Source organism: Enterobacter sp. UPMP2060, assembly GCF_053709655.1.
The window spans coordinates 187,549-206,635 of sequence record NZ_JBSKJQ010000003.1 but is presented as its reverse complement, the minus strand read 5'-3'; the positions used below and the strand labels follow the sequence as shown (position 1 = coordinate 206,635).

General features: G+C 53.5%; 17 protein-coding genes. 6 read left to right on the top strand and 11 right to left on the bottom strand.

Features of this window, described 5'->3' with window-relative positions; genetic code table 11:
* The first annotated feature begins 1 nt into the window (after position 1).
* From lapB to yciH, 3 genes are all read left to right on the top strand, one after another.
* Complete coding sequence (gene lapB, locus ACWKXN_RS09935) at positions 2 to 1,171, top strand: lipopolysaccharide assembly protein LapB (RefSeq protein WP_023335944.1); 1,170 nt, start codon at positions 2 to 4, stop codon at positions 1,169 to 1,171.
* A 185-nt stretch (positions 1,172 to 1,356) separates the two neighbouring features.
* A complete protein-coding gene (gene pyrF / locus ACWKXN_RS09930; RefSeq protein ID WP_182930776.1) occupies positions 1,357 to 2,094 on the top strand; it encodes an orotidine-5'-phosphate decarboxylase in 738 nt (245 codons plus the stop codon).
* Positions 2,094 to 2,420 carry a stress response translation initiation inhibitor YciH gene (yciH, locus tag ACWKXN_RS09925; RefSeq protein ID WP_023312064.1) on the top strand — a complete coding sequence of 109 codons (327 nt, stop codon included), beginning with the start codon at positions 2,094 to 2,096 and terminating at the stop codon, positions 2,418 to 2,420. Before pyrF ends, yciH begins: the two co-directional genes overlap by 1 nt.
* 105 nt (positions 2,421 to 2,525) lie before the next feature.
* Here the strand turns inward: yciH and osmB are convergent, their stop codons facing one another.
* The 3 genes from osmB to ACWKXN_RS09910 all read right to left on the bottom strand — a co-directional run bounded on the left by osmB (position 2,526) and on the right by ACWKXN_RS09910 (position 3,988).
* Complete coding sequence (osmB, locus tag ACWKXN_RS09920; protein ID WP_008501216.1) at positions 2,526 to 2,744, bottom strand: osmotically-inducible lipoprotein OsmB; 219 nt, start codon at positions 2,742 to 2,744, stop codon at positions 2,526 to 2,528.
* A gap of 265 nt (positions 2,745 to 3,009) precedes the next feature.
* Complete coding sequence (yciT, locus tag ACWKXN_RS09915; protein WP_454543735.1) at positions 3,010 to 3,762, bottom strand: DNA-binding transcriptional regulator YciT; 753 nt, start codon at positions 3,760 to 3,762, stop codon at positions 3,010 to 3,012.
* Between the two features lie 43 nt (positions 3,763 to 3,805).
* Positions 3,806 to 3,988 (bottom strand): YciZ family protein, encoded by a 183-nt coding sequence (locus ACWKXN_RS09910; protein ID WP_024907126.1) that lies wholly within the window; start codon positions 3,986 to 3,988, stop codon positions 3,806 to 3,808.
* A gap of 193 nt (positions 3,989 to 4,181) precedes the next feature.
* Between ACWKXN_RS09910 and ACWKXN_RS09905 the strand changes: the two genes are divergently transcribed.
* Positions 4,182 to 5,051, top strand: a complete 870-nt coding sequence (locus tag ACWKXN_RS09905) for a crotonase/enoyl-CoA hydratase family protein (protein ID WP_039263551.1) — start codon at positions 4,182 to 4,184, stop codon at positions 5,049 to 5,051.
* On the opposite strand, the gene pdeR is transcribed toward ACWKXN_RS09905, so the two are convergent.
* The 7 genes from pdeR to crrC form a co-directional block, all read right to left on the bottom strand.
* Positions 5,048 to 7,039: a cyclic di-GMP phosphodiesterase gene (gene pdeR / locus ACWKXN_RS09900; RefSeq protein ID WP_047061011.1), complete on the bottom strand. Its 1,992-nt coding sequence runs from the start codon at positions 7,037 to 7,039 to the stop codon at positions 5,048 to 5,050. The two genes, ACWKXN_RS09905 and pdeR, sit on opposite strands and share 4 nt — an antisense overlap.
* Positions 7,040 to 7,362: 323 nt before the next feature.
* The gene (locus ACWKXN_RS09895; protein WP_087822726.1) at positions 7,363 to 9,297 is read right to left on the bottom strand and encodes an exoribonuclease II; all 1,935 of its coding nucleotides are present in this window, start codon (positions 9,295 to 9,297) and stop codon (positions 7,363 to 7,365) included.
* 88 nt (positions 9,298 to 9,385) lie between these two features.
* A complete protein-coding gene (locus ACWKXN_RS09890; protein ID WP_045143074.1) occupies positions 9,386 to 10,372 on the bottom strand; it encodes a CMD domain-containing protein in 987 nt (328 codons plus the stop codon).
* Positions 10,373 to 10,525: 153 nt separating this feature from the next.
* Positions 10,526 to 11,314 carry an enoyl-ACP reductase FabI gene (gene fabI / locus ACWKXN_RS09885; RefSeq protein ID WP_003856831.1) on the bottom strand — a complete coding sequence of 263 codons (789 nt, stop codon included), beginning with the start codon at positions 11,312 to 11,314 and terminating at the stop codon, positions 10,526 to 10,528.
* A gap of 270 nt (positions 11,315 to 11,584) precedes the next feature.
* Positions 11,585 to 14,677: a multidrug efflux RND transporter permease subunit gene (locus ACWKXN_RS09880; RefSeq protein ID WP_454543734.1), complete on the bottom strand. Its 3,093-nt coding sequence runs from the start codon at positions 14,675 to 14,677 to the stop codon at positions 11,585 to 11,587.
* Positions 14,678 to 14,681: 4 nt separating this feature from the next.
* Entirely contained in the window at positions 14,682 to 15,590 is a 909-nt protein-coding gene (locus tag ACWKXN_RS09875) for an ABC transporter six-transmembrane domain-containing protein (protein WP_454543733.1), read from the bottom strand.
* 123 nt (positions 15,591 to 15,713) lie between these two features.
* Positions 15,714 to 16,124, bottom strand: a complete 411-nt coding sequence (gene crrC / locus ACWKXN_RS09870; RefSeq protein WP_143346893.1) for a colistin resistant protein CrrC — start codon at positions 16,122 to 16,124, stop codon at positions 15,714 to 15,716.
* A 247-nt stretch (positions 16,125 to 16,371) separates the two neighbouring features.
* Here crrC and ACWKXN_RS09865 point away from each other — a divergent pair, with 247 nt between their 5' ends.
* Together ACWKXN_RS09865 and ACWKXN_RS09860 are read left to right on the top strand one after the other, a co-directional pair.
* Positions 16,372 to 17,076 (top strand): response regulator, encoded by a 705-nt coding sequence (locus tag ACWKXN_RS09865; RefSeq protein ID WP_454543732.1) that lies wholly within the window; start codon positions 16,372 to 16,374, stop codon positions 17,074 to 17,076.
* Entirely contained in the window at positions 17,073 to 18,137 is a 1,065-nt protein-coding gene (locus tag ACWKXN_RS09860; RefSeq protein ID WP_454543731.1) for an ATP-binding protein, read from the top strand. Before ACWKXN_RS09865 ends, ACWKXN_RS09860 begins: the two co-directional genes overlap by 4 nt.
* Here ACWKXN_RS09860 and ACWKXN_RS09855 read toward each other — a convergent pair.
* Complete coding sequence (locus ACWKXN_RS09855) at positions 18,118 to 19,059, bottom strand: ATP-grasp fold amidoligase family protein (protein ID WP_454543730.1); 942 nt, start codon at positions 19,057 to 19,059, stop codon at positions 18,118 to 18,120. The two genes, ACWKXN_RS09860 and ACWKXN_RS09855, sit on opposite strands and share 20 nt — an antisense overlap.
* Positions 19,060 to 19,087 lie beyond the last annotated feature (28 nt).

Genomic DNA, 19,087 nt, shown 5'->3' with positions numbered 1-19,087 from the left:
TATGCTGGAGTTGTTGTTTCTGCTTTTGCCTGTAGCCGCAGCCTATGGCTGGTATATGGGCCGCAGAAGTGCGCAACAAACAAAACAGGATGAGGCCAACCGGCTCTCCCGCGACTACGTTGCGGGGGTGAACTTCCTCCTGAGCAATCAGCAGGACAAAGCGGTAGATCTGTTCCTCGATATGCTGAAAGAGGATACGGGGACGGTTGAAGCGCATCTCACCCTGGGCAACCTGTTCCGCTCGCGCGGCGAGGTCGATCGCGCCATTCGTATTCATCAGACTCTGATGGAAAGCGCCTCGCTGACCTACGATCAACGTCTCCTTGCGGTGCAACAGCTGGGGCGGGATTACATGGCCGCGGGGTTGTACGATCGCGCTGAAGATATGTTCGCGCAGCTGGTGGATGAAACAGATTTTCGCATCGGGGCATTGCAGCAACTCCTGCAGATTTATCAGGCCACCAGCGACTGGCAGAAAGCCATTGATACCGCTGAACGTCTGGTGAAGCTGGGTAAAGATAAGCAGCGCGTTGAGATCGCCCATTTCTACTGTGAGCTTGCGCTTCAGCAGATGGGCAACGACGACATGGATAAAGCCATGGCGCTGCTGAAGAAAGGCGCCGCGGCGGACCGCAACAGCGCGCGCATCTCCATCATGATGGGGCGCGTCTTTATGGCGAATGGCGACTACGCCAAAGCCGTTGAAAGCCTGCTGCGGGTTATCGACCAGGACAAAGAGCTGGTCAGTGAAACGCTGGAAATGCTGCAAACCTGCTATCAACAGCTCGACAAGCAGGAAGAGTGGGTAGCATTCCTGCGTCGCTGCGTGGAAGAAAATACTGGCGCCACCGCTGAACTGATGCTCTCAGACGTCGTTGAGCAGTATGAGGGAAGCGACACCGCGCAGGTTTATATTACGCGTCAGCTGCAGCGTCATCCGACCATGCGGGTGTTCCATAAGCTAATGGATTACCACCTGAACGACGCTGAAGAAGGGCGCGCCAAAGAGAGCCTGATGGTGCTGCGCGACATGGTTGGCGAACAGGTGCGCAGCAAGCCGCGCTATCGTTGCCAGAAGTGTGGTTTTACCGCGTATACGCTCTACTGGCACTGTCCTTCCTGCCGCGCCTGGTCCACCATCAAGCCAATCCGTGGCCTGGACGGACAGTAATTTTTTAAAACGCCGCATTTTAGTTACAACATACTGATGGTTTTTCCACTGTCCTGTGCTCCGTGCGGTTTGCCGGCCTGGCAGGCGCGTAAATGGATCCTGTCAATTTGCGGCGTCGGCAGGTAGAATGCTGGCCGTTTATCTGTTCCGCGCCGCTGCGCGCCCATAGACGAAAAGGGCTGGTCATGACGTCTGTTACATCCTCCACTTCCCGCGTAATTACGGATTCTCCTGTTGTTGTTGCGCTCGATTACAATAAGCGTGACGCTGCACTGGCGTTTGTCGACGGCATCGACCCTCGCGACTGCCGTCTGAAAGTTGGCAAAGAGATGTTCACGCTGTTTGGACCGCAAATCGTTCGCGATCTGCAGCAGCGCGGCTTTGACGTTTTCCTCGACCTGAAATTCCACGATATCCCGAATACCACGGCGCACGCGGTTGCCGCAGCCGCAGAGCTGGGCGTATGGATGGTCAACGTCCACGCATCAGGTGGGGCAAGAATGATGACGGCCGCCCGTGAGGCGCTCCTGCCGTTCGGTAAAGATGCACCGTTGCTGATTGCGGTCACGGTGCTGACCAGTATGGACGAAAACGATATACGCGACCTGGGCGTGACGTTGTCACCCGCCGAGCATGCCGAACGTCTCGCGCGTCTGACGCAGCATTGCGGCCTGGATGGCGTCGTCTGCTCCGCGCAGGAAGCGGTACGTTTCAAATCAGCGCTGGGCCAGGATTTTAAACTGGTTACGCCGGGTATCCGTCCTGCAGGCAGCGAAGTGGGCGATCAGCGCCGTATTATGACGCCTGAGCAGGCGCTGGCTGCTGGCGTTGACTACATGGTCATCGGGCGTCCGGTAACGCAGTCTGCCAACCCGGCTGAGACACTTAAGGCTATCAACGCATCGCTGAAAAAGGGGGCCTAATGACCGATTCCAACAGCCGTCTGGTCTATTCAACCGATAGCGGGCGTATAGACGAGCCGAAAGCGAAAGTGGAACGTCCAAAGGGGGACGGCATCGTTCGGATCCAGCGCCAGACCAGTGGACGAAAAGGGAAAGGGGTTTGCCTAATCTCCGGCATTGACCTGGATGATGCTGAACTGGCAAAGCTGGCGGCCGAGTTGAAAAAGAAATGTGGCTGCGGCGGCGCCGTGAAAGACGGCATTATTGAAATCCAGGGAGATAAGCGCGATTTAATAAAATCTCTGCTGGAAGCCAAAGGTATGAAAGTCAAACTGGCAGGCGGTTAAAATAAATGAGCCACGGTAAATGCCGTGGCTCGTGTTATATACGTGCGTATGTCAGACCTGAAATGCGTTCAAATATCGCAATACCGGGGAAGGCTTAGATAATAATTATTTGCCAACCTGGTGACCGATAATACCACCGACAGCAGCGCCACCTAATGTACCCAGCGTACTACCATCCGTTAATACTGCACCACCGAGAGCACCGGCACCGGCACCAATAGCGGTGTTACGGTCACGTTTAGACCAGTTAGAGCACGCGCTCAGGGACATTGCTACAGTGATTGCCAGAACAGCGGCGGCTAATTTTTTGCTGGTTAAGGTCATAATACTTTCTCCTGAATTATCGATTCACGGAAAGATGTACACGTTAAGTATAGACGAATCGAATACTTAATTCTGTTCTCCGTGAAAGCTGGTCGCGCAGGCGTTACGTAATCACGCAGGTGATAGTCACTTCCTGTTATATCGCTAACATTAATTTTACGACTTTAATGCAGGTTAAACAGGTAAAAACTCTTAAAGAAGTACCAGGAATCATCTCAGAGAAAGAAGGGGCGTATGCGCCCGAAATTCGGGCGCGGAGGGAAACTCAGGCGGTCGTTTTAATAATATTGACGATCAGCCCGTCATCTTCCAGTTTATTACGGTGCGCATCGCTCAACCGTTCATCGGTAATCACGCGGCTAAAGCGTAACACGGGGCCCATCGTGTATGGGTGAACGGCGCCAAATTTAGGACTGTCGGTCAGCACAATGGCTTCACACTCTTTTTCCAGCACGGCATTCACCACGTCGGAGCGCATCATATCCCGGCCGGTAAAACCTGTCTCCGGTTGCCAGCCGTCAATCCCGATAAAGGCCTTGCTGAAATGAACCTGCTGAACATACTGACGGGTCAGCGGGCCTACCATGCTTTCACTTTTTTTCTGGTAAATACCGCCGAGCAGAATCACCTCACAGCGCGTCTCTTTGAGCAAGTGCGCGATATAGCTGCTGACGGTGATGATGGTAACGTCTTTTTGATCGGCAAGCGTGCGCGCCAGAAGGGCATTGCTGCTGCCGTTTTCAATAAAGACGGTCTCGCCGTTGTTCACCAGGGACGCGGCAAATTCCGCCAGTTCACGTTTGAGCGCGTAGTTATTCATCATGCGCGTCTCAACGTCGTCACTGTCCAGCGGGACAGCATATCCGTGCGCGCGACGCAGGTAGCTCTGTTTTTCCAGCAGATTAAGATCCTGGCGGATGGTGACTTCAGAAACGCCGGTGGTTTTAGCGAGGTCGACTACGCTTACGCGTCCCTGATCGATGACCATCTGCAAAATGAGTTGTTGTCGGGAATTCATAGCATCCATTTAATAAAGCGAAACGAGGTCGGAGACGGTGGGATTAAACTTCCCACGGCGCTTTTGGCTGTCTGTTTTCTGGTGCATTGTCAGCACCATTCTGAGCAAGAAGTTCAGACTTCAGGATCTCGAGATTACGGATAGCAGAGTGATAATCGCCCGCCACCAGGATATCCAGCACGGTATCAATTCGTTGTGCTACAGCTTGTGCGTCAATAGTCGACATAATCTCACCCCAGGCGCGAAAAGTTAATATTTTCAATGATGCAGAAATTAGGTTCAAAAGAGAAGGGAAAAAATGCAATAACTAAATTACATAAACATAAGTGATAAATTTATTCCCCCTCATGCAGCAGGCTTAATGACTGGATTAGTCTAAAACTGCGCGCAAGGCGCTTTTTTATAAGAGGAATTAGACTATGACAGTTATCAATCAGCCTACCTGCACACTGTTTACCGATACTGAACGGTTCACTCAGCTGTCAGGGTATTACGAGGCGGAGCGTCACACGGTCTGGATGATGCTGCGGGCTCAGCCACGTCCTTGCTTTAACCATGCGTTAATAGAGGAGATCATGAACTTTTCATGGCTGGTTCGCCAGTCCGGGTTTGCGGTTGATTTTTGGGTAACCGGATCGCTGGTTCCCGAGATGTACAATACGGGCGGTGATTTACAGTTCTTCGTCGAGTGCATTCAGAACGGACGTCGGGAAGCGTTACGGGCGTACGCTCGCGCCTGCGTTGATTGCGTCCATGCGGCCTCACGGGGGTTTGATACGGGAGCCATCACTCTGGCAATGGTAGAAGGCAGTGCGTTAGGGGGCGGGTTTGAGGCCGCTCTGGCGCACCATTTCGTCCTGGCTCAGCGCGATGCCCGTTTAGGTTTCCCGGAGATAGCCTTCAACCTGTTTCCGGGTATGGGAGGATATTCCCTGGTTGCACGCCGTGCAGGCATGAAGCTGGCGGAGGAACTTATCTACAAAGGGGAATCCCATACGGCTGAATGGTACGAGCAGCACGGGCTGGTGGATGTCCTGTTTGAACCGGGACAAAGCTATGTCTCTACACGAACCTTCATCGATACGCTGCGGCCAAAACTGAATGGCGTAAGGGCGATGCTGCGCGCCCGTACGCGCGTTCTGCAATTGCCCCGCAGTGAACTGATGGACATCACGGAAGACTGGGTTGATGCCGCTTTCTGCCTGGAGCCGAAAGATATCGCCTACATGGAACGTCTGGTCACGCTGCAAAACCGCCATCACGCGGCGGGCCTGCGTAAAGCCAGTTAACGTTGATTTCGCGCTTGATATCGTTTTAGCCATCGCTCGAATGCGGCAGCGGGCATCGGCTTAGCAAACAGAAAACCCTGCCGTTCGTTGACGCCGTTCTTGGTCAGAAAGGCGTCTTCTTTTGCATTCTCCACACCCTCGGCAATCACCTGCAGATTTAACGCCTGCGCCACCGCGACGATAGCGCGCACCAGTGACTGGGAAATAGACTGCTTATGAATATCCCTGACGAAAGATTGATCGAGCTTAATGGCGTCGATAGGGAAGCGGGCCAGCTGAGAAAGGGAAGAGTAGCCGGTGCCAAAATCATCCAGATGAATTTGCGCCCCGAGTCGGCTGAACTGCTGGATCACGGACAGCGCCAGCTCTTCATTTTCGATAAGACAGCTTTCGGTCAACTCAACGTCGACCGGGCAGTATTCAAAATTCAGATCCTTCAGCGCCTGCTTTAAGTCGCTGAAGATGGTCTGGTCGGCCAGCTGGCGTGCAGAGACGTTCACCGCCACGCGCAGGTTTATTCCCTTATCGCGCCATTTTGCCACCTGGCGAACCACATCGAGCATCACCCAGCGGCCCAGCGGCACAATCAACCCCGACTCCTCGGCATAAGAGATAAACTCCAGCGGCGGGATCAGGCCGCGTTCTGGTGATTGCCAGCGGACCAGCGCTTCAAGGCTTCTGACTTCTCCGCGCCAGGTTATTTTCGGCTGATAGTGGATCAGAAGCTGATCGTTATCCAGGGCCTTGCGCAGGTTGGTATCCAACCAAAGATACTCAAACACGCGCTGGTTCATCTCGGGTGAGAAGACGCAGAACTTGCCCCGGCCGTTCTCTTTGGCGGTGTACATGGCGGTATCGGCGTTGCGAATAACGCTTTCCCGGTCGTTCCCGTGCTGCGGGGCGAGGGCGATACCCAGAGAGCAGCCGGTATAAATCTCAATCAGACCGATTCGGAACGGCTGGCGCAGACGGGTTAAAATGCGCGACGCCATCGCCTCCAGAGAGCCCTGAGAGGTATTGGTGGCCATGACGATAAACTCATCGCCGCCAAGACGCGCCAGCACCTGTTCTTCATCCAGACAGCTCAAAATGGCGAGGGCGACAGCCTGCAACAGCTGATCGCCAAACATATGCCCGTAAGCGTCGTTGACCTTTTTAAAGTTATCCAGATCGAGATACACCACGCCCACCTGCGTGTCGCCGCGGTTGTCGATGGCGTCAGAAATCAGATCGTGGATCGCATTGCGGTTTGGCAGGCCGGTGATGGTATCGGTATTGGCCAGCACGCGCAGCCGCTCCTGAGCGCGGCGCTCTTCCGTAATATCTGTCCCGGAACAGATAAGGAAAATTTCATTTTTACCGCTGCCGCTGTGCACGAATTTGTTTCTGAACAGAAAAAGGCGCTGCCCTTTACGCGTTTTGATCCAGCGTTCGACTTCGTAGGAGCTGCCGTTGCGAAAAAAACCGGTAATATTGCGCTTTGAGGCTGCCGCTTCGCTGCGGCTCATAAACAGCTTAAACACGTTCTGCCCAATCACTTCTTGCTCTTTCAGGCCGGTGTACTCTTCGCTAAGCCGGTTAAAACGCTGAATATTGCCGTGCTGATCGAGAATAACAATGACGGAGTTGGCCTCAGAGACAACCTGCTCCGCGAAAGAGAGCCCCTGAGCCAGATCGCGCGCCACGGAGGGTGTATCGTTCCAGGCGGAAGCGGTGCCTGCCCACTCGTTGCGGGTAATTTTACGGCCCACAAGATGAACCGGGACATCTTCCCCGTACAGGGAGAGCGACATGGAAATGCTGGAGGTAATAACGGTTAAATGACGGATGAGATCGGCCTGTTCTTCATCCAGCGCCACGACCTGAGTGACATCGGCATTTTCGCTGGTGGAGAGGTGCAGAGCGTTGCTGTCAGCTGACAGGCGCCACCACGGGCTGTGAGTTCCCATGTAGCGAAACAGCAAATTCTGCTCCAGATCGTCCATCATGTTTTCTCCCGCAGCTGTTCATTAGCGCACAAATTATTCATTTGCTGTCGACTTTTCCGTTGAGAAACAGCGGCAAAACCGAAGTGAACCTGTTGTTTTTCCCTGCTTTCTTATAATAAAACGAGTCAGGTTAAAAAGGATACTGAGCGTATAGAAATTCACGTAACCGAATATAACAACACTCTTTTACTGTAGATAATTATGGCGGTTTTGGGCGAAGGGATGCTGAAAATAGTAAGGAAAAATAATGATTTTGTGGCGGGGATAAAAAGAAAAATTGTCGGCCCTTCCGGAAAGGAAATGGCCGACAATTGAACCGGTTATCAGGCGACAGGGCGCGCGATAATACTGCGGGTTTCCATGCGAACTTCGGCGATAGTAACGTCAATCACGTCGGTGACTTTGTAAACTGTTTCACCTTTAATTTGCACGGTACCGTTTTCCTGGCTACAGACCATTTCGTCACGAACCGCGTGCAGGAACGGCGCAGGAATAAACGCGACAGCACCGTTATCGACCAGACGGACGCGCATGCCCCCGCGGCTGATATCGATGATCTCTGCGGCGAAACGGGTGTCCGTACCGGCTTTATCCTGCAGGAAGCGTGCGTACAGCCAGTCACCAACGTCACGCTCGGCCATGCGGTTCAGACGGCGACGATCGGCCATCTGCAGCGTGGTGTCCTCCTGAGGACGGGCAATGGTTTCACCTTTGATAATCGCTTTCAGCAGACGGTGGTTAACCATATCGCCATACTTACGGATCGGCGATGTCCAGGTGGCGTAAGCTTCGAGGCCAAGGCCAAAGTGCGGGCCAGGCTCGGTGCTGATTTCAGCGAAGGACTGGAAGCGACGAATGCGGCTGTCCAGGAAGCCCGACGGCTGCGCGTCCAGTTCGCGGCGAAGCTTGCAGAAGCCCGGCAGCGTCAGCACTTCTTCCGGATCAACGTGCACATCGTGATTTTTCAGCAGGGCCGCCAGCGCTTCGGTATTCGCCGGATCAAAACCGGTGTGGACGTTGTAAATGCCAAAGCCCAGCCTGTCGCGCAGCACGCGTGCGGCACAGATGTTGGCGGAAATCATCGCCTCTTCAACGATGCGGTTCGCAATGCGTCGCGGTTCGGCCACGATGTCCAGCACTTCGCCTTTCTCGCCCAGAACAAAGCGATAATCCGGGCGGTCTTTGAATACCAGCGCATGGGTTTTACGCCATTCGCCGCGGTTCAGGCAGATGCGATGCAGCAGACGGATTTGCGCGGCAATGGCGTCTGATTCAGGTTTCCAGCTACCGGTATTTTCAAGCCAGTCGGAGACGTTATCGTAGGCCAGCTTGGCTTTTGATTCGATGGTGGCGGCAAAGAACTCGATATCGTCTTCAATCGCGCCATCTGCGGCGATAGTCATGCGGCAGGCAAGGACCGGGCGCACTTCATTTGGACGCAGCGAGCAGAGATCGTCTGACAATTCGCGCGGCAGCATCGGAATGTTGAAGCCCGGCAGGTAGTTGGTGAACGCACGGATTTTCGCCGCGTCATCCAGCTTGCTGCCTTCGGCAATCCAGGCGGTTGGATCGGCAATGGCGACGGTCAGATGCAGTTTGCCATCGGCGCTCTCTTCAGCGTACAGCGCGTCATCCATATCTTCCGTGCTGGCGCTGTCGATGGTGACAAACTCCAGCGCGGTGAGATCGCGGCGCGTCAGACCTTCGTCCTGCATCTCGGTCGCTACGCCGTTCGGCGCTTCTTTTTCAAGATTATGGCGTGCCAGCGTGACCCACCATGGCACGAAATGGTCGGCGCCAAAGGTGATGAACTGGGTCAGCTCAGCATAAAAACCGCGATCGCCTTTCAGAGGATGACGGCGCATTTCTGCTACGGCCCAGTCACCTTCTTTAAAATCATGCTCAACGCCACGGGCGGCGCGGCAGGGAATAGCATCTTTCAGCAGGGGATGATCCGGCACGATAGCAAGACGATCGTCTTTTCTCTGCACCTTGCCCACAAAGCGGGTCAGGAACGGTTCGATCAGTTCTTCCGGCTCGGCAGACTCGCGGTCCTTCTCGGTATGAATGACGGCCATGACGCGATCGCCATGCATCACTTTCTTCATCTGCGGAGGCGGAATGAAGTAGCTTTTCTGCGCGTCAACCTCAAGGAAGCCAAAGCCCTTTTCCGTGGCTTTTACGACCCCTTCTGCACGCGGCGTCTGGGAATGCAGTTGCTGTTTAAGCTGCGCTAGCAGCGGGTTGTCCTGAAACATAATGTTCTATTTTCGTAGCCATTGAGCGGCTGACAGTTTTACGCGATTCTCACTGTCTCAGCAAGCGCTCTTTGGGTAATTAGTATGGTTATTCCTCTTTACCAAACGCGACTTTCAGACGATTGAGCCAGCCATCAAACGCGCTCCGGGTAAGCAGCGTGATGGCATGTTCGCCGGGGAGTCCCTGATCCGTGAGCGGGGTAAACTGCGCGGCGCTGAAGCGGTCCGGAGAGCGCGTCAGCAGTTCGACCGCCGCCGAAAGCGCGGGAGACGTCAGCGGGATCGCTTCGCGGGTGTTTAACAGGATTTCTCCGGTCAGGTCGAGCAGCGAAGGCTCATGGCAAAGGACCGGCGTCAGCGCCTCCAGCGCGGGTTCTGCCTGCCAGCGAGACAGCGACTCAAGCTGATGCGCACTCGCATAGCGCAGCTCGACGACGGGCAACAGCGGCACCCAGGCGGCGTGGCTCGCGGGCAGCGTGTGCGGCTGAATATGATGGCCTGGCAACCAGCGAACGGGGTGTCCTAACAGCGCCTGAAAAACCGCGACCACGCGCGCCTGAAAACCAATAAACCCGATAATCTGGTTAATCACCACAATGTCATATATTGACAGGCCAACCTCATCAAGCTGGTTCTGCGCTTTATCATCAATCACATCAGGAGAGCTGGCGAGCTGGCGGGCATACTGCGTAATTTGCGCCAGACGTCGGTTGCTTTCACGCGAGGAGTCGGGGCCGGGAAGCGGGGCGAGGAGGGCGGCGTAATGGTTACAGAGCCGCTGAACGCCGCAGGCCTGGGCGACCGTTAGCGCGGTGCTGAGCCGATCGTAGGCGCTGAGCGTATGCAGGCGGTTCACGGGAATCGAGAGCGGAAACAGCTGGTGGCACAAGGCTCTGGCAGGGGTAAGCCAGCCAGAACAGGCGGCGACAATCTCATCAGGCAGGGCTAAATCGAGCAAAAAACGATCGTCGACGTTAGCGGCTTCGGGCACCAGAGGCAGAACATCTGTCTGCGCGTGGTTCGACTGGGTCTCGTGATACCAGTGGCCTTTGCCGGAAAAACGGCGTTGTTCCATGTGCGTTCCTTGATCTCAAAATGGCGATCAATATCCTGGCGTAAGGCAGATAAAGGGAAAAATATTGTTAGGTGATAACAAATAGCAGAACGGAATAACGAAGGGGTGGTGCGGGGGGAAAACTCTCTTCCCGTGCGGGAAGAGAGTCACAGCTTATTTAATTTCCAGCTCGTTCATTGCAGCGATGTTGAAGCCGCCGTCAACGTGAACCACTTCACCGGAGATACCAGCGGAAAGGTCAGAGCACAGGAATGCTGCAGAGTTACCCACATCTTCAATGGTAACGGTACGACGAATTGGGGTAACCGCTTCGCAGTGTGCCAGCATTTTACGGAAATCTTTAATACCGGAAGCTGCCAGGGTGCGGATAGGACCTGCAGAGATGGCGTTAACGCGCACGCCTTCAGGACCCATTGCGTTCGCCATGTAGCGTACGTTGGCTTCCAGAGAGGCTTTCGCCAGGCCCATAACGTTGTAGTTAGGGATAGCACGCTCAGCACCCAGATAGGACAGGGTCAGCAGGGCTGCGCCCGGGTTCAGCATCGCGCGGCAGGATTTCGCCATCGCAACGAAGCTGTAGGAGCTGATGTCGTGAGCGATTTTGAAGCCATCACGGGTAACCGCGTTCACGTAGTCGCCGTCCAGCTGGTCGCCAGGAGCGAAGCCAATGGAGTGAACGAAACCGTCGAATTTCGGCCATGCTTTTGCCAGTTCAGCAAACATGCCGTCGATGCTTTCGTCTTGTGCAACGTCACATTCCAGAACAATGCTGGAACCCAGCTGCGCGGCAAACTCTTCAACACGGCCTTTCAGCTTGTCGTTCTGGTAGGTGAACGCCAGCTCAGCGCCTTCGCGATGCATTGCCTGTGCGATGCCGTATGCGATGGACAGTTTGCTGGCAACGCCAGTCACCAGAATGCGCTTACCGGAAAGAAAACCCATAGCTTTAATCCTTATATTCATTGCTAATTTTGCCTTGTAATTCATGGCGTTACAGGCAGTATTTCAAAATCATTCGAAATTAGCTCGAAATTATAGCCCACTCACAGCCCCTTGTGTCACGATATTTCTCGCTGTTCTCCGAAGATGCCTGCCCCGAAGAATGCGCCGCGGACTCGCGGGGGCTCAAAATTTCAGCATTCGTCCAGTATATCACCCGGCAACAGGTTCACCTCATCCAACCAGCGAGGAAGCGCGATCCCGCGAGGGTATTCACGCTTTCCTGAGATTGTCGATGAAGCGCGCGATGACGATAAAGAAAACCGGTACGAATAAAATGGCGAGAAGCGTACCGCTAATCATGCCGCCAAATACGCCGGTACCGATGGCATGCTGCGTACTGTCGCTCGCACCATTGGCCAGCATCAACGGAACAACCCCTAAGGTGAAGGCTAACGACGTCATCAGAATAGGGCGCAGACGCTGGCCGGCGGCATGAATGGTTGCCGCCAGCAGGGGCTGCCCCTGGCGATGGAGCTGCCTCGCAAATTCAACAATCAGAATGGCGTTCTTGGCCGACAGGCCAATAAGCGTAATCAGGCCGACCTTGAAGAAAACGTCATTCGTCATGCCGGCAACGGACACCGCGATCACCGCGCCGATAAGACCCAGCGGAACGACCAGCATGACCGCAAACGGAATAGACCAGCTCTCATACAGGGCGGCCAGCACCATAAACACGACCAGTATCGACAGGACGATAAGGCCCGGAAGCTGAGATTCCGATTTTCTCTCCTGCAATGAACTGCCGGCCCACTCGCCAGCCATGCCCTGAGGCAGACTCCTGGACACGTCCTCCATAACCTTCATTGCGGTGCCGCTGGACTCTCCCGGCGCCGCATTTCCGGTAATGCGAATAGCCGAATATCCCTGATAACGCGTCAACTGCTGGGGCGCAACCTTCCAGGAAAGCGTGGCAAACGTCGATACCGGCACCATCTGTCCCATCCGGTTTTTCACTGATAATGTCAGTATCTGCTCAGGCTGCATTCGGTAGGGCGCATCGGCCTGAATAATCACCTGCTGGACGCGGCCATTGTTCGTATAGTCATTGATGTAATTTGAGCCCAGGGTGACGGAGAGCGTCTGGTTGATTTCATCAAATGCGACGCCCATCGCTTCCGCCTTTTCTCTGTCCACCTGGAGCGCGAGGCTTGTTCCTTCCGGCAGACCGTCTATATACACGTCACTCAGTTCAGGGCGCTGGTTGGCCTGCAGGACCAGAGCGTCGGCAGCGCGCTTTAACGCCTCGTAGCCCAGTCCCGCTCTGTCCTGCACGTACCAGGTGAAGCCCGACGAGGTGCCCATATCCGAAATGGCCGGCGGGAGCAGGCTCATCGTGACGGCATCAGAGACGTTTGCCATGCTGGCCTGAATCCGGTCGGCTTCCCCCTGGGCCGTCGAGCCCTGCCGATCTTTCCAGTCCTTCAGCGTGGTGAAGGCCATAGCCGAGTTAGGTCCTGAACCTGAAAATCCAAACCCCAGGATCATAATGTTGCTTTCAATATCCGGCCGGGCCGCAATTTCCTCTTCAAATTTTTTAACCACGTTGAGGGTACGCTGCATCGTGGCATCAGAAGGCAGCTGGATTGAGGACATAAAGTAGCCCTGATCTTCATCCGGCAGAAAGGACGACGGTAACGAAGACAATCCCAGAAACAGCGCAGCACAAAGCGCAGCGTACAGGAGCAGCATACGCCCGGTTCGCTTCAGAACGGCACCCAGTCCGGCTTCGTAACTGGCGGTGAGCGAACGAAAGCGCGCGTTAAACCCGACCGCGAACCTTCCGCCTCTCTTTCCTGGCTTATGCGGCTTGAGTAGCGTTGCGCACAGGGCAGGCGTCAGCGTCAGGGCAAGAAACGCGGACAGCAGTATGGAGACCGCCATGGAAATACAAAATTGTCGGTAGATAATCCCGACGGATCCTTCCGCAAACCCCATGGGGATAAAGACGGCGGTTAGCACCAGCGTGATGCCAATAATCGCCGGAGTGATTTCCTGCATGGCTTGCCGCGTGGCGTCACGCGGGGACAGGCTTTTTTCCTCCATCAGTCGTTCAACGTTCTCCACGACCACGATGGCATCATCAACGATAATCCCTATCGCCAGCACCATGCCGAACATCGTCAGAATATTGATGGAGTAGCCGCTCAACAGCATCACCGTGAAGGTGCCAAGAAGCGCGACGGGAGCAACAATCGCCGGGATAAGCGTACAGCGTATCTTGTGCAGAAACAGCAGCATAACCAGGAAGACGAGGACCATCGCTTCCACAAATGTCTGAACAACCTTCATGATAGAAAGTTTCACGAACGGCGCGGTGTCGAAGGGGATCGTAAACGCCATTCCTTCGGGTAACACCCGGGAAAGTTCGTCGATGCGCGCCCGTACGCCGGAAGCCGTGGTCATCGCATTCGCGCCAGGCGAGAGCTGGATTGCTGCCGCCGTTGCGGGCACGCCATTTTCACGGATACCAAAGGCGTAGCTTTGCAGGCCAGATTCAATCCGCGCAATGTCGGACAGTTTCAGGCGGGCACCGGATGCGTCAGATTTCAGGGTGATATTCCTGAACGCCTCAACCGAGGAGAGCTGTCCCTTCACGGTGATGGGATACGTCACCCCTTGTCCTGCAGAGGCTGGCTCATCTCCCGTTTTGCCGGGCGAAACAAGGGCATTTTGCTGGCCAACGGCGGTAAGAACATCGCTTACCGAAAGCCCGTAGCCGTGGAGCTTCATGGGATCTAACCAGATGCGCAGCGCTTTTTCACCGCCAAACAGCTGAACTTTCCCTACGCCGGGCACGCGACGAAGCTCGTCACTGACGTTTCTGGCAAAATAGTCGCTTAAATCGGCTTCCTCAAATTGACCCGTCGCGGACTTCAGCCCCACCATCATTAAAAAGCCAGAGTTAGCGGCCTCGACGTTGATGCCGTTTTGCCTTACCGCCTGAGGCAGACGAGGCTCGACGATCTTAATCTGATTCTGCAGATCCATCTGCGCCAGCTTGATGTCCGTGCCCGGTTTAAAGGTGACGGTAATCGATGTCGAACCGGTTGTGTCACTGGATGATTCAAAGTAGAGCAAATTATCTACGCCGGAGATTTCGCGCTCGATTAACGATACCACCGACGTGTTCATGATATCGGGGCTGGCCCCCGGGTAACTGACGGAAATAATGATTCCAGGCGGCGCCACCGCCGGATACTGCGCAACCGGCAAACGGGGAATAGACAGGAGCCCTGCCAGAACGATAAAAAGCGCTACTACCCAGGCGAAAACGGGGCGTTCAATAAAAAAATGCGGCATTAAATTAACGTCCCATTACGTGAATTTCATCATCTGTGGATACGCGCTTGCCGATATCCCTGAGCTGCGAAAATTTCTCAAGAAGCTGCGGCGCGTCATCGAGGCTCGTCGCGAACATCCACATGTAGGTCATCACCGAGTAAATATGTCCGGCGGTGATGCCGGTTGAGCGCGTCATCCAGACGATGGTCAGCGTAAAAAGCGCGGCAACAAGCACGCCGACCCACAAATAACCCCACGCCTCGCGGTCAGATAATGCGATACGCAAACGCGCCAGCGTGGAGTAATGGCGGTGAAGGGTAGCCGTGCCCGCCTTATGAACATAATCCACTTCTTTTTCCAGCCGATTATTCAGGCGCATGAACAGCCATTCATTTTTACGGGCATATCCTGAGACAAATCCGAGCAGGATAAATACAATCGCAAAGCACATGACGCCGGCCCAAAATTCAATAAACAGCAACATGATTGCGGCACCAAAAAGTGAGCTCAGCGAGGTAATAAGCAGGGGAAGGTGCATTTCAAAGAAATCCACATATTCGCGCGAGAGCGTTACCCTGGCGGCGATCGCCGAATGGTTAAGCTGATATTTGCGCTGTGCCAGGACGACGGAAACCGCGAGTCCGGCATAAATGCGTGCAAACGTGCGCGTGTCTACGCTTCGTCTGGCTGCTCCGATGAACCACATGCAAAGTACCATCAGGCCATACAGCGCGGCGTTAAGCGTTTCACCGGCGAGGATGGCATTTATCGCGATGCCAGCCAGAACGGGATAAAGTAAAAACGTCACGTTTTCGGCCACCACCAGGAAAAAAGTGACAACCAGTTTTTTCCGGTGCCGTATCGCGAGTTTTTTTAGCGAGTGCATCACTCCGACAGGTTCAGAAGAACGAAGATTATTACGGTTCATCATTATGGATAAGTTTTATCAGATTCTTAGGTGAGTTATTTTTGTACAAAATAGCGTGAGGGAGAGTCTACCGCGCGCCTGTTTAGCGGAAATGGGCGGTTTGTGGAGGCTATGTGGAGCAACGTCTCAAATCATTCTCATAATAAGGTACAGCGGGGCTCCACCAAAAAAAATGATCAAATAACACTCGTAGTAAAAGACCAGATCCTCGATATCGGGCATCGCGTTTAACAGCACGGTGAACGTAATAATGAGATAAACAAAAATCACCAACAGCCAGAAGGCGACGACGAGTAGCTCAGTCAACGCGCCGGCTTTATTCTGGATTATCAGAGAGACAACCGACAATGCGATGCAGCCATAGATAATGGGTGAAGAGAGCAGCGTAGAGGCGACTTTTTCATCCATTTTGTGTACCAGCATCAGCCAGATATAAAGTAATCCCCAGGACAGCAGCAGGAACAGGGAATATAAGCCCAGTTTTTTAGGAGAGAAATATTTAGAAAGTTCCATGTTCATTATTTCAGCCAACTTCATAAAGTCTTTAAGTAACAGGGATAACGTGCAACGCTAAATGTAAAAAGAGTTTTGTCTCAATAGCGATTTTGAACGGGCATTGTCGAGTCATTATTGACGGAATGTGTAGGCTGTATGGAGAAATAACCGGGCAGGTAAATCAGCCGGGAAATTTTCTTAGCTACGGCACTTTTTCCCGGAGGCTGTGTCTTATTGTGCTAAAGATATCTGATAGCGAGCTCAAAGGGATTTCACCCGCGGAGATAAAATGCACAAAAATACGCTGCTCCTTGTTGTTGAAGATGAAGACGAAATCGCCGATATACTGATGAGCTACCTGGAGCGTTCGGGAATGAAAACGCTCCGAGCCAGGCAGGGCGAACAGGCCATAGCGCTCAATCGCCTCCATAAACCGGATCTCATATTGCTGGACATTCACCTGCCCGTATGTGACGGCTGGAGCGTACTTACCACGCTTCGTCAGGAAAGCGCTGTCCCCGTCATCATGGTTTCCGCTCTCGATCAGGATGTCGATAAGCTCATGGGGCTGAGGCTGGGCGCGGATGATTACGTGATCAAACCCTTCAACCCTTCTGAAGTTGTCGCCCGGGTTGAGGCGGTGCTGCGCAGGACAAAACCCGCGCTTCAGCAGGCGGGTTCCCAGCCGCTCAGAACGCCATTTATTACGGTCTATCCGGATGACTTCTACGTGGAAGTCACCGTGGGCGCAGAGGTTGTCTCCCCGGTATTAACGACGACCGAATTTAAATTGCTCACATACCTGGTGAGATATCCGCGAAAGGTCTGCTCCCGCGAAGAGCTGCTCAACGCGTGTCTGCCGGAAGGGGATACGCTCGACAGAACGGTCGACAGCCATATGAGCAAGTTGCGTAAAAAACTGGAGCTTGCCGGCCTCTATGGTGTTCCCGAGAGCATCAGAGGCATGGGCTACCGGCTTGGGGAAAAGAAATGAACAAAGAGTCTGTTCTGAGCCGTCAGATCTTAACGTATATGCTGTTGCTGACGTTTATGATCATTGCCATCGCCATACTTGGCTCCTGGTTTTTTTACTCCTTTATTCTGGATCACCTCCCGGGCGGCCCTGCTGCGGGCGATGACGAGCAGATGACGATGTGGGACTGGGTATGGATTGGGACCGCGACTACGATCAGTATGATTATTGCCCTCTTTTTCACGGTCAAACTGTCATCGCGGATCCTCACCCCGCTAAACGCGGTAGCGTCCAGCCTGAAAAAGATTTCTCAGGGCGATCTGGACGCCCGGGCATTCTGCGCCAGTTCCCGGCTGGGTGAGATCAATCACCTGGTGACGGATTTCAATGAAATGGCGGAAAAACTACAGACGCTGGATATTCAGAGGAAATCCTGGAATGCCGCTATTGCGCATGAGCTGAGAACCCCTGTCACGATCTTACGCGGACGGCTTCAGGGGTTGGTTGACGGCGTTTTTACCCCGGATCCGGTGCTGTTTAATAATCTTCTCAAACAGACGGAAGGGTTAACCCGCCTGATTGAAGATCTCCGGGTTATCAGTTCGGATGGCGGGGCGGGATACACGTTATGCCAGTCAAGAACGGATCTAAAAGTGACAATACAGAACGCACTCGATACGTTCATGCCCGAGTTCAGCCGTAAGGCGTTTACCGTCAATACAGACCTGAGGGAGCAGCAGTGCATATTCGATCCATTACGCATCAATCAGTGTCTGACCGTTTTATTTGATAATGCCTTACACTATTCAACCTCGCGCACGCTCATCGTGAAAAATGGCGTTTCTGATAAAGGCAATTTTATCCTTATTCAGGACGGGGGACCGGGCATCCCCAGAGAGTTTCATGATTTCCTGTTTCAGCCCTTTCAGCGCGATAATGGCGCCAGACATGTGAACCCGGAAGGCTGTGGTTTGGGCTTGTCGGTGGTAAAAGCCATCATGCTGGCTCATGGTGGCGATGTTACCTATACCTTATCGACGCAAAACCACTCGATATTTAAACTCACCTGGCCCGACTCGTGAGCTTCAGCGGCAGGTCAAATGTGCCTGCCGGCGATAAATGCCATATTTTTCCTAACTTAGCATCCCATTCCTGGGGGGTAATCGTCAGCTTACCGCGTCTCGGGCTTAAGGTTATTTCGCTGAAATAGATTTCATCTTTTTTTAGCATAAGGTCAACGCGGCAGTAGTCAATTCCATGCGCCAGCTCCTGGGAGGCCAACAAAGCCTGGCGGAACAAGAGCGGTTCGCCTGGTTCTGCTGAAGTATTTGGATATTCCATCCGGAAGGGTTGTAAGTTCCAGTACCTGTCATAAACGTTGATAAACCCTTTGCCGTTATCATCCGTAAAATCCGCTTCTACATAGTGGGCAACGCCGTGAAAACAATGGATCCTCAGCATTTCGGGCGTTGTGTTCCTGTCAGCGTCGTCGAAGAGATCGACAAACGGCTCGCAAATTATACTCGGCGTAATGTTTTTGTACTGCCATTCGCGCGTGGTGTAGTAAAGATTTTTCTTTAACGCGAGGCTCAGCTTTTTACACGCTTCTTTTTCATTAAATTGCGCTTTGTTTGTACATATTATTGTGCTGCCGCTGTCATGGTTGCACTTAAGGACGAATTTGTCAGGAAGAACTGAAAAATCAATCTGTGACGGCCGGGTATAAACGCCAATTAATGGCACCGTTTTCACGCGCGTTGTTCTGGAGGAAACGTATGCCCGAACGGCGAGTTTATCGGCAAGCATCGTGTAGAAGTTATTATGGTCATAGACCAGACGATGACATATTTTTTCACTCAACGTCGCGGGCGAGTTAATGTCAGGGGTTTTCCCGGTTGTTTTCTTAAGCCTCACGGTATGAAAATGCAGGTCCGTCATTAAAAATGAGCGGCATTTTCTGATGAGATACTCTGTGTATTTTAAAATGTAAGTGGCGGTGTTCATTTCTTCTCCTCCGTAATGTCCGGATATT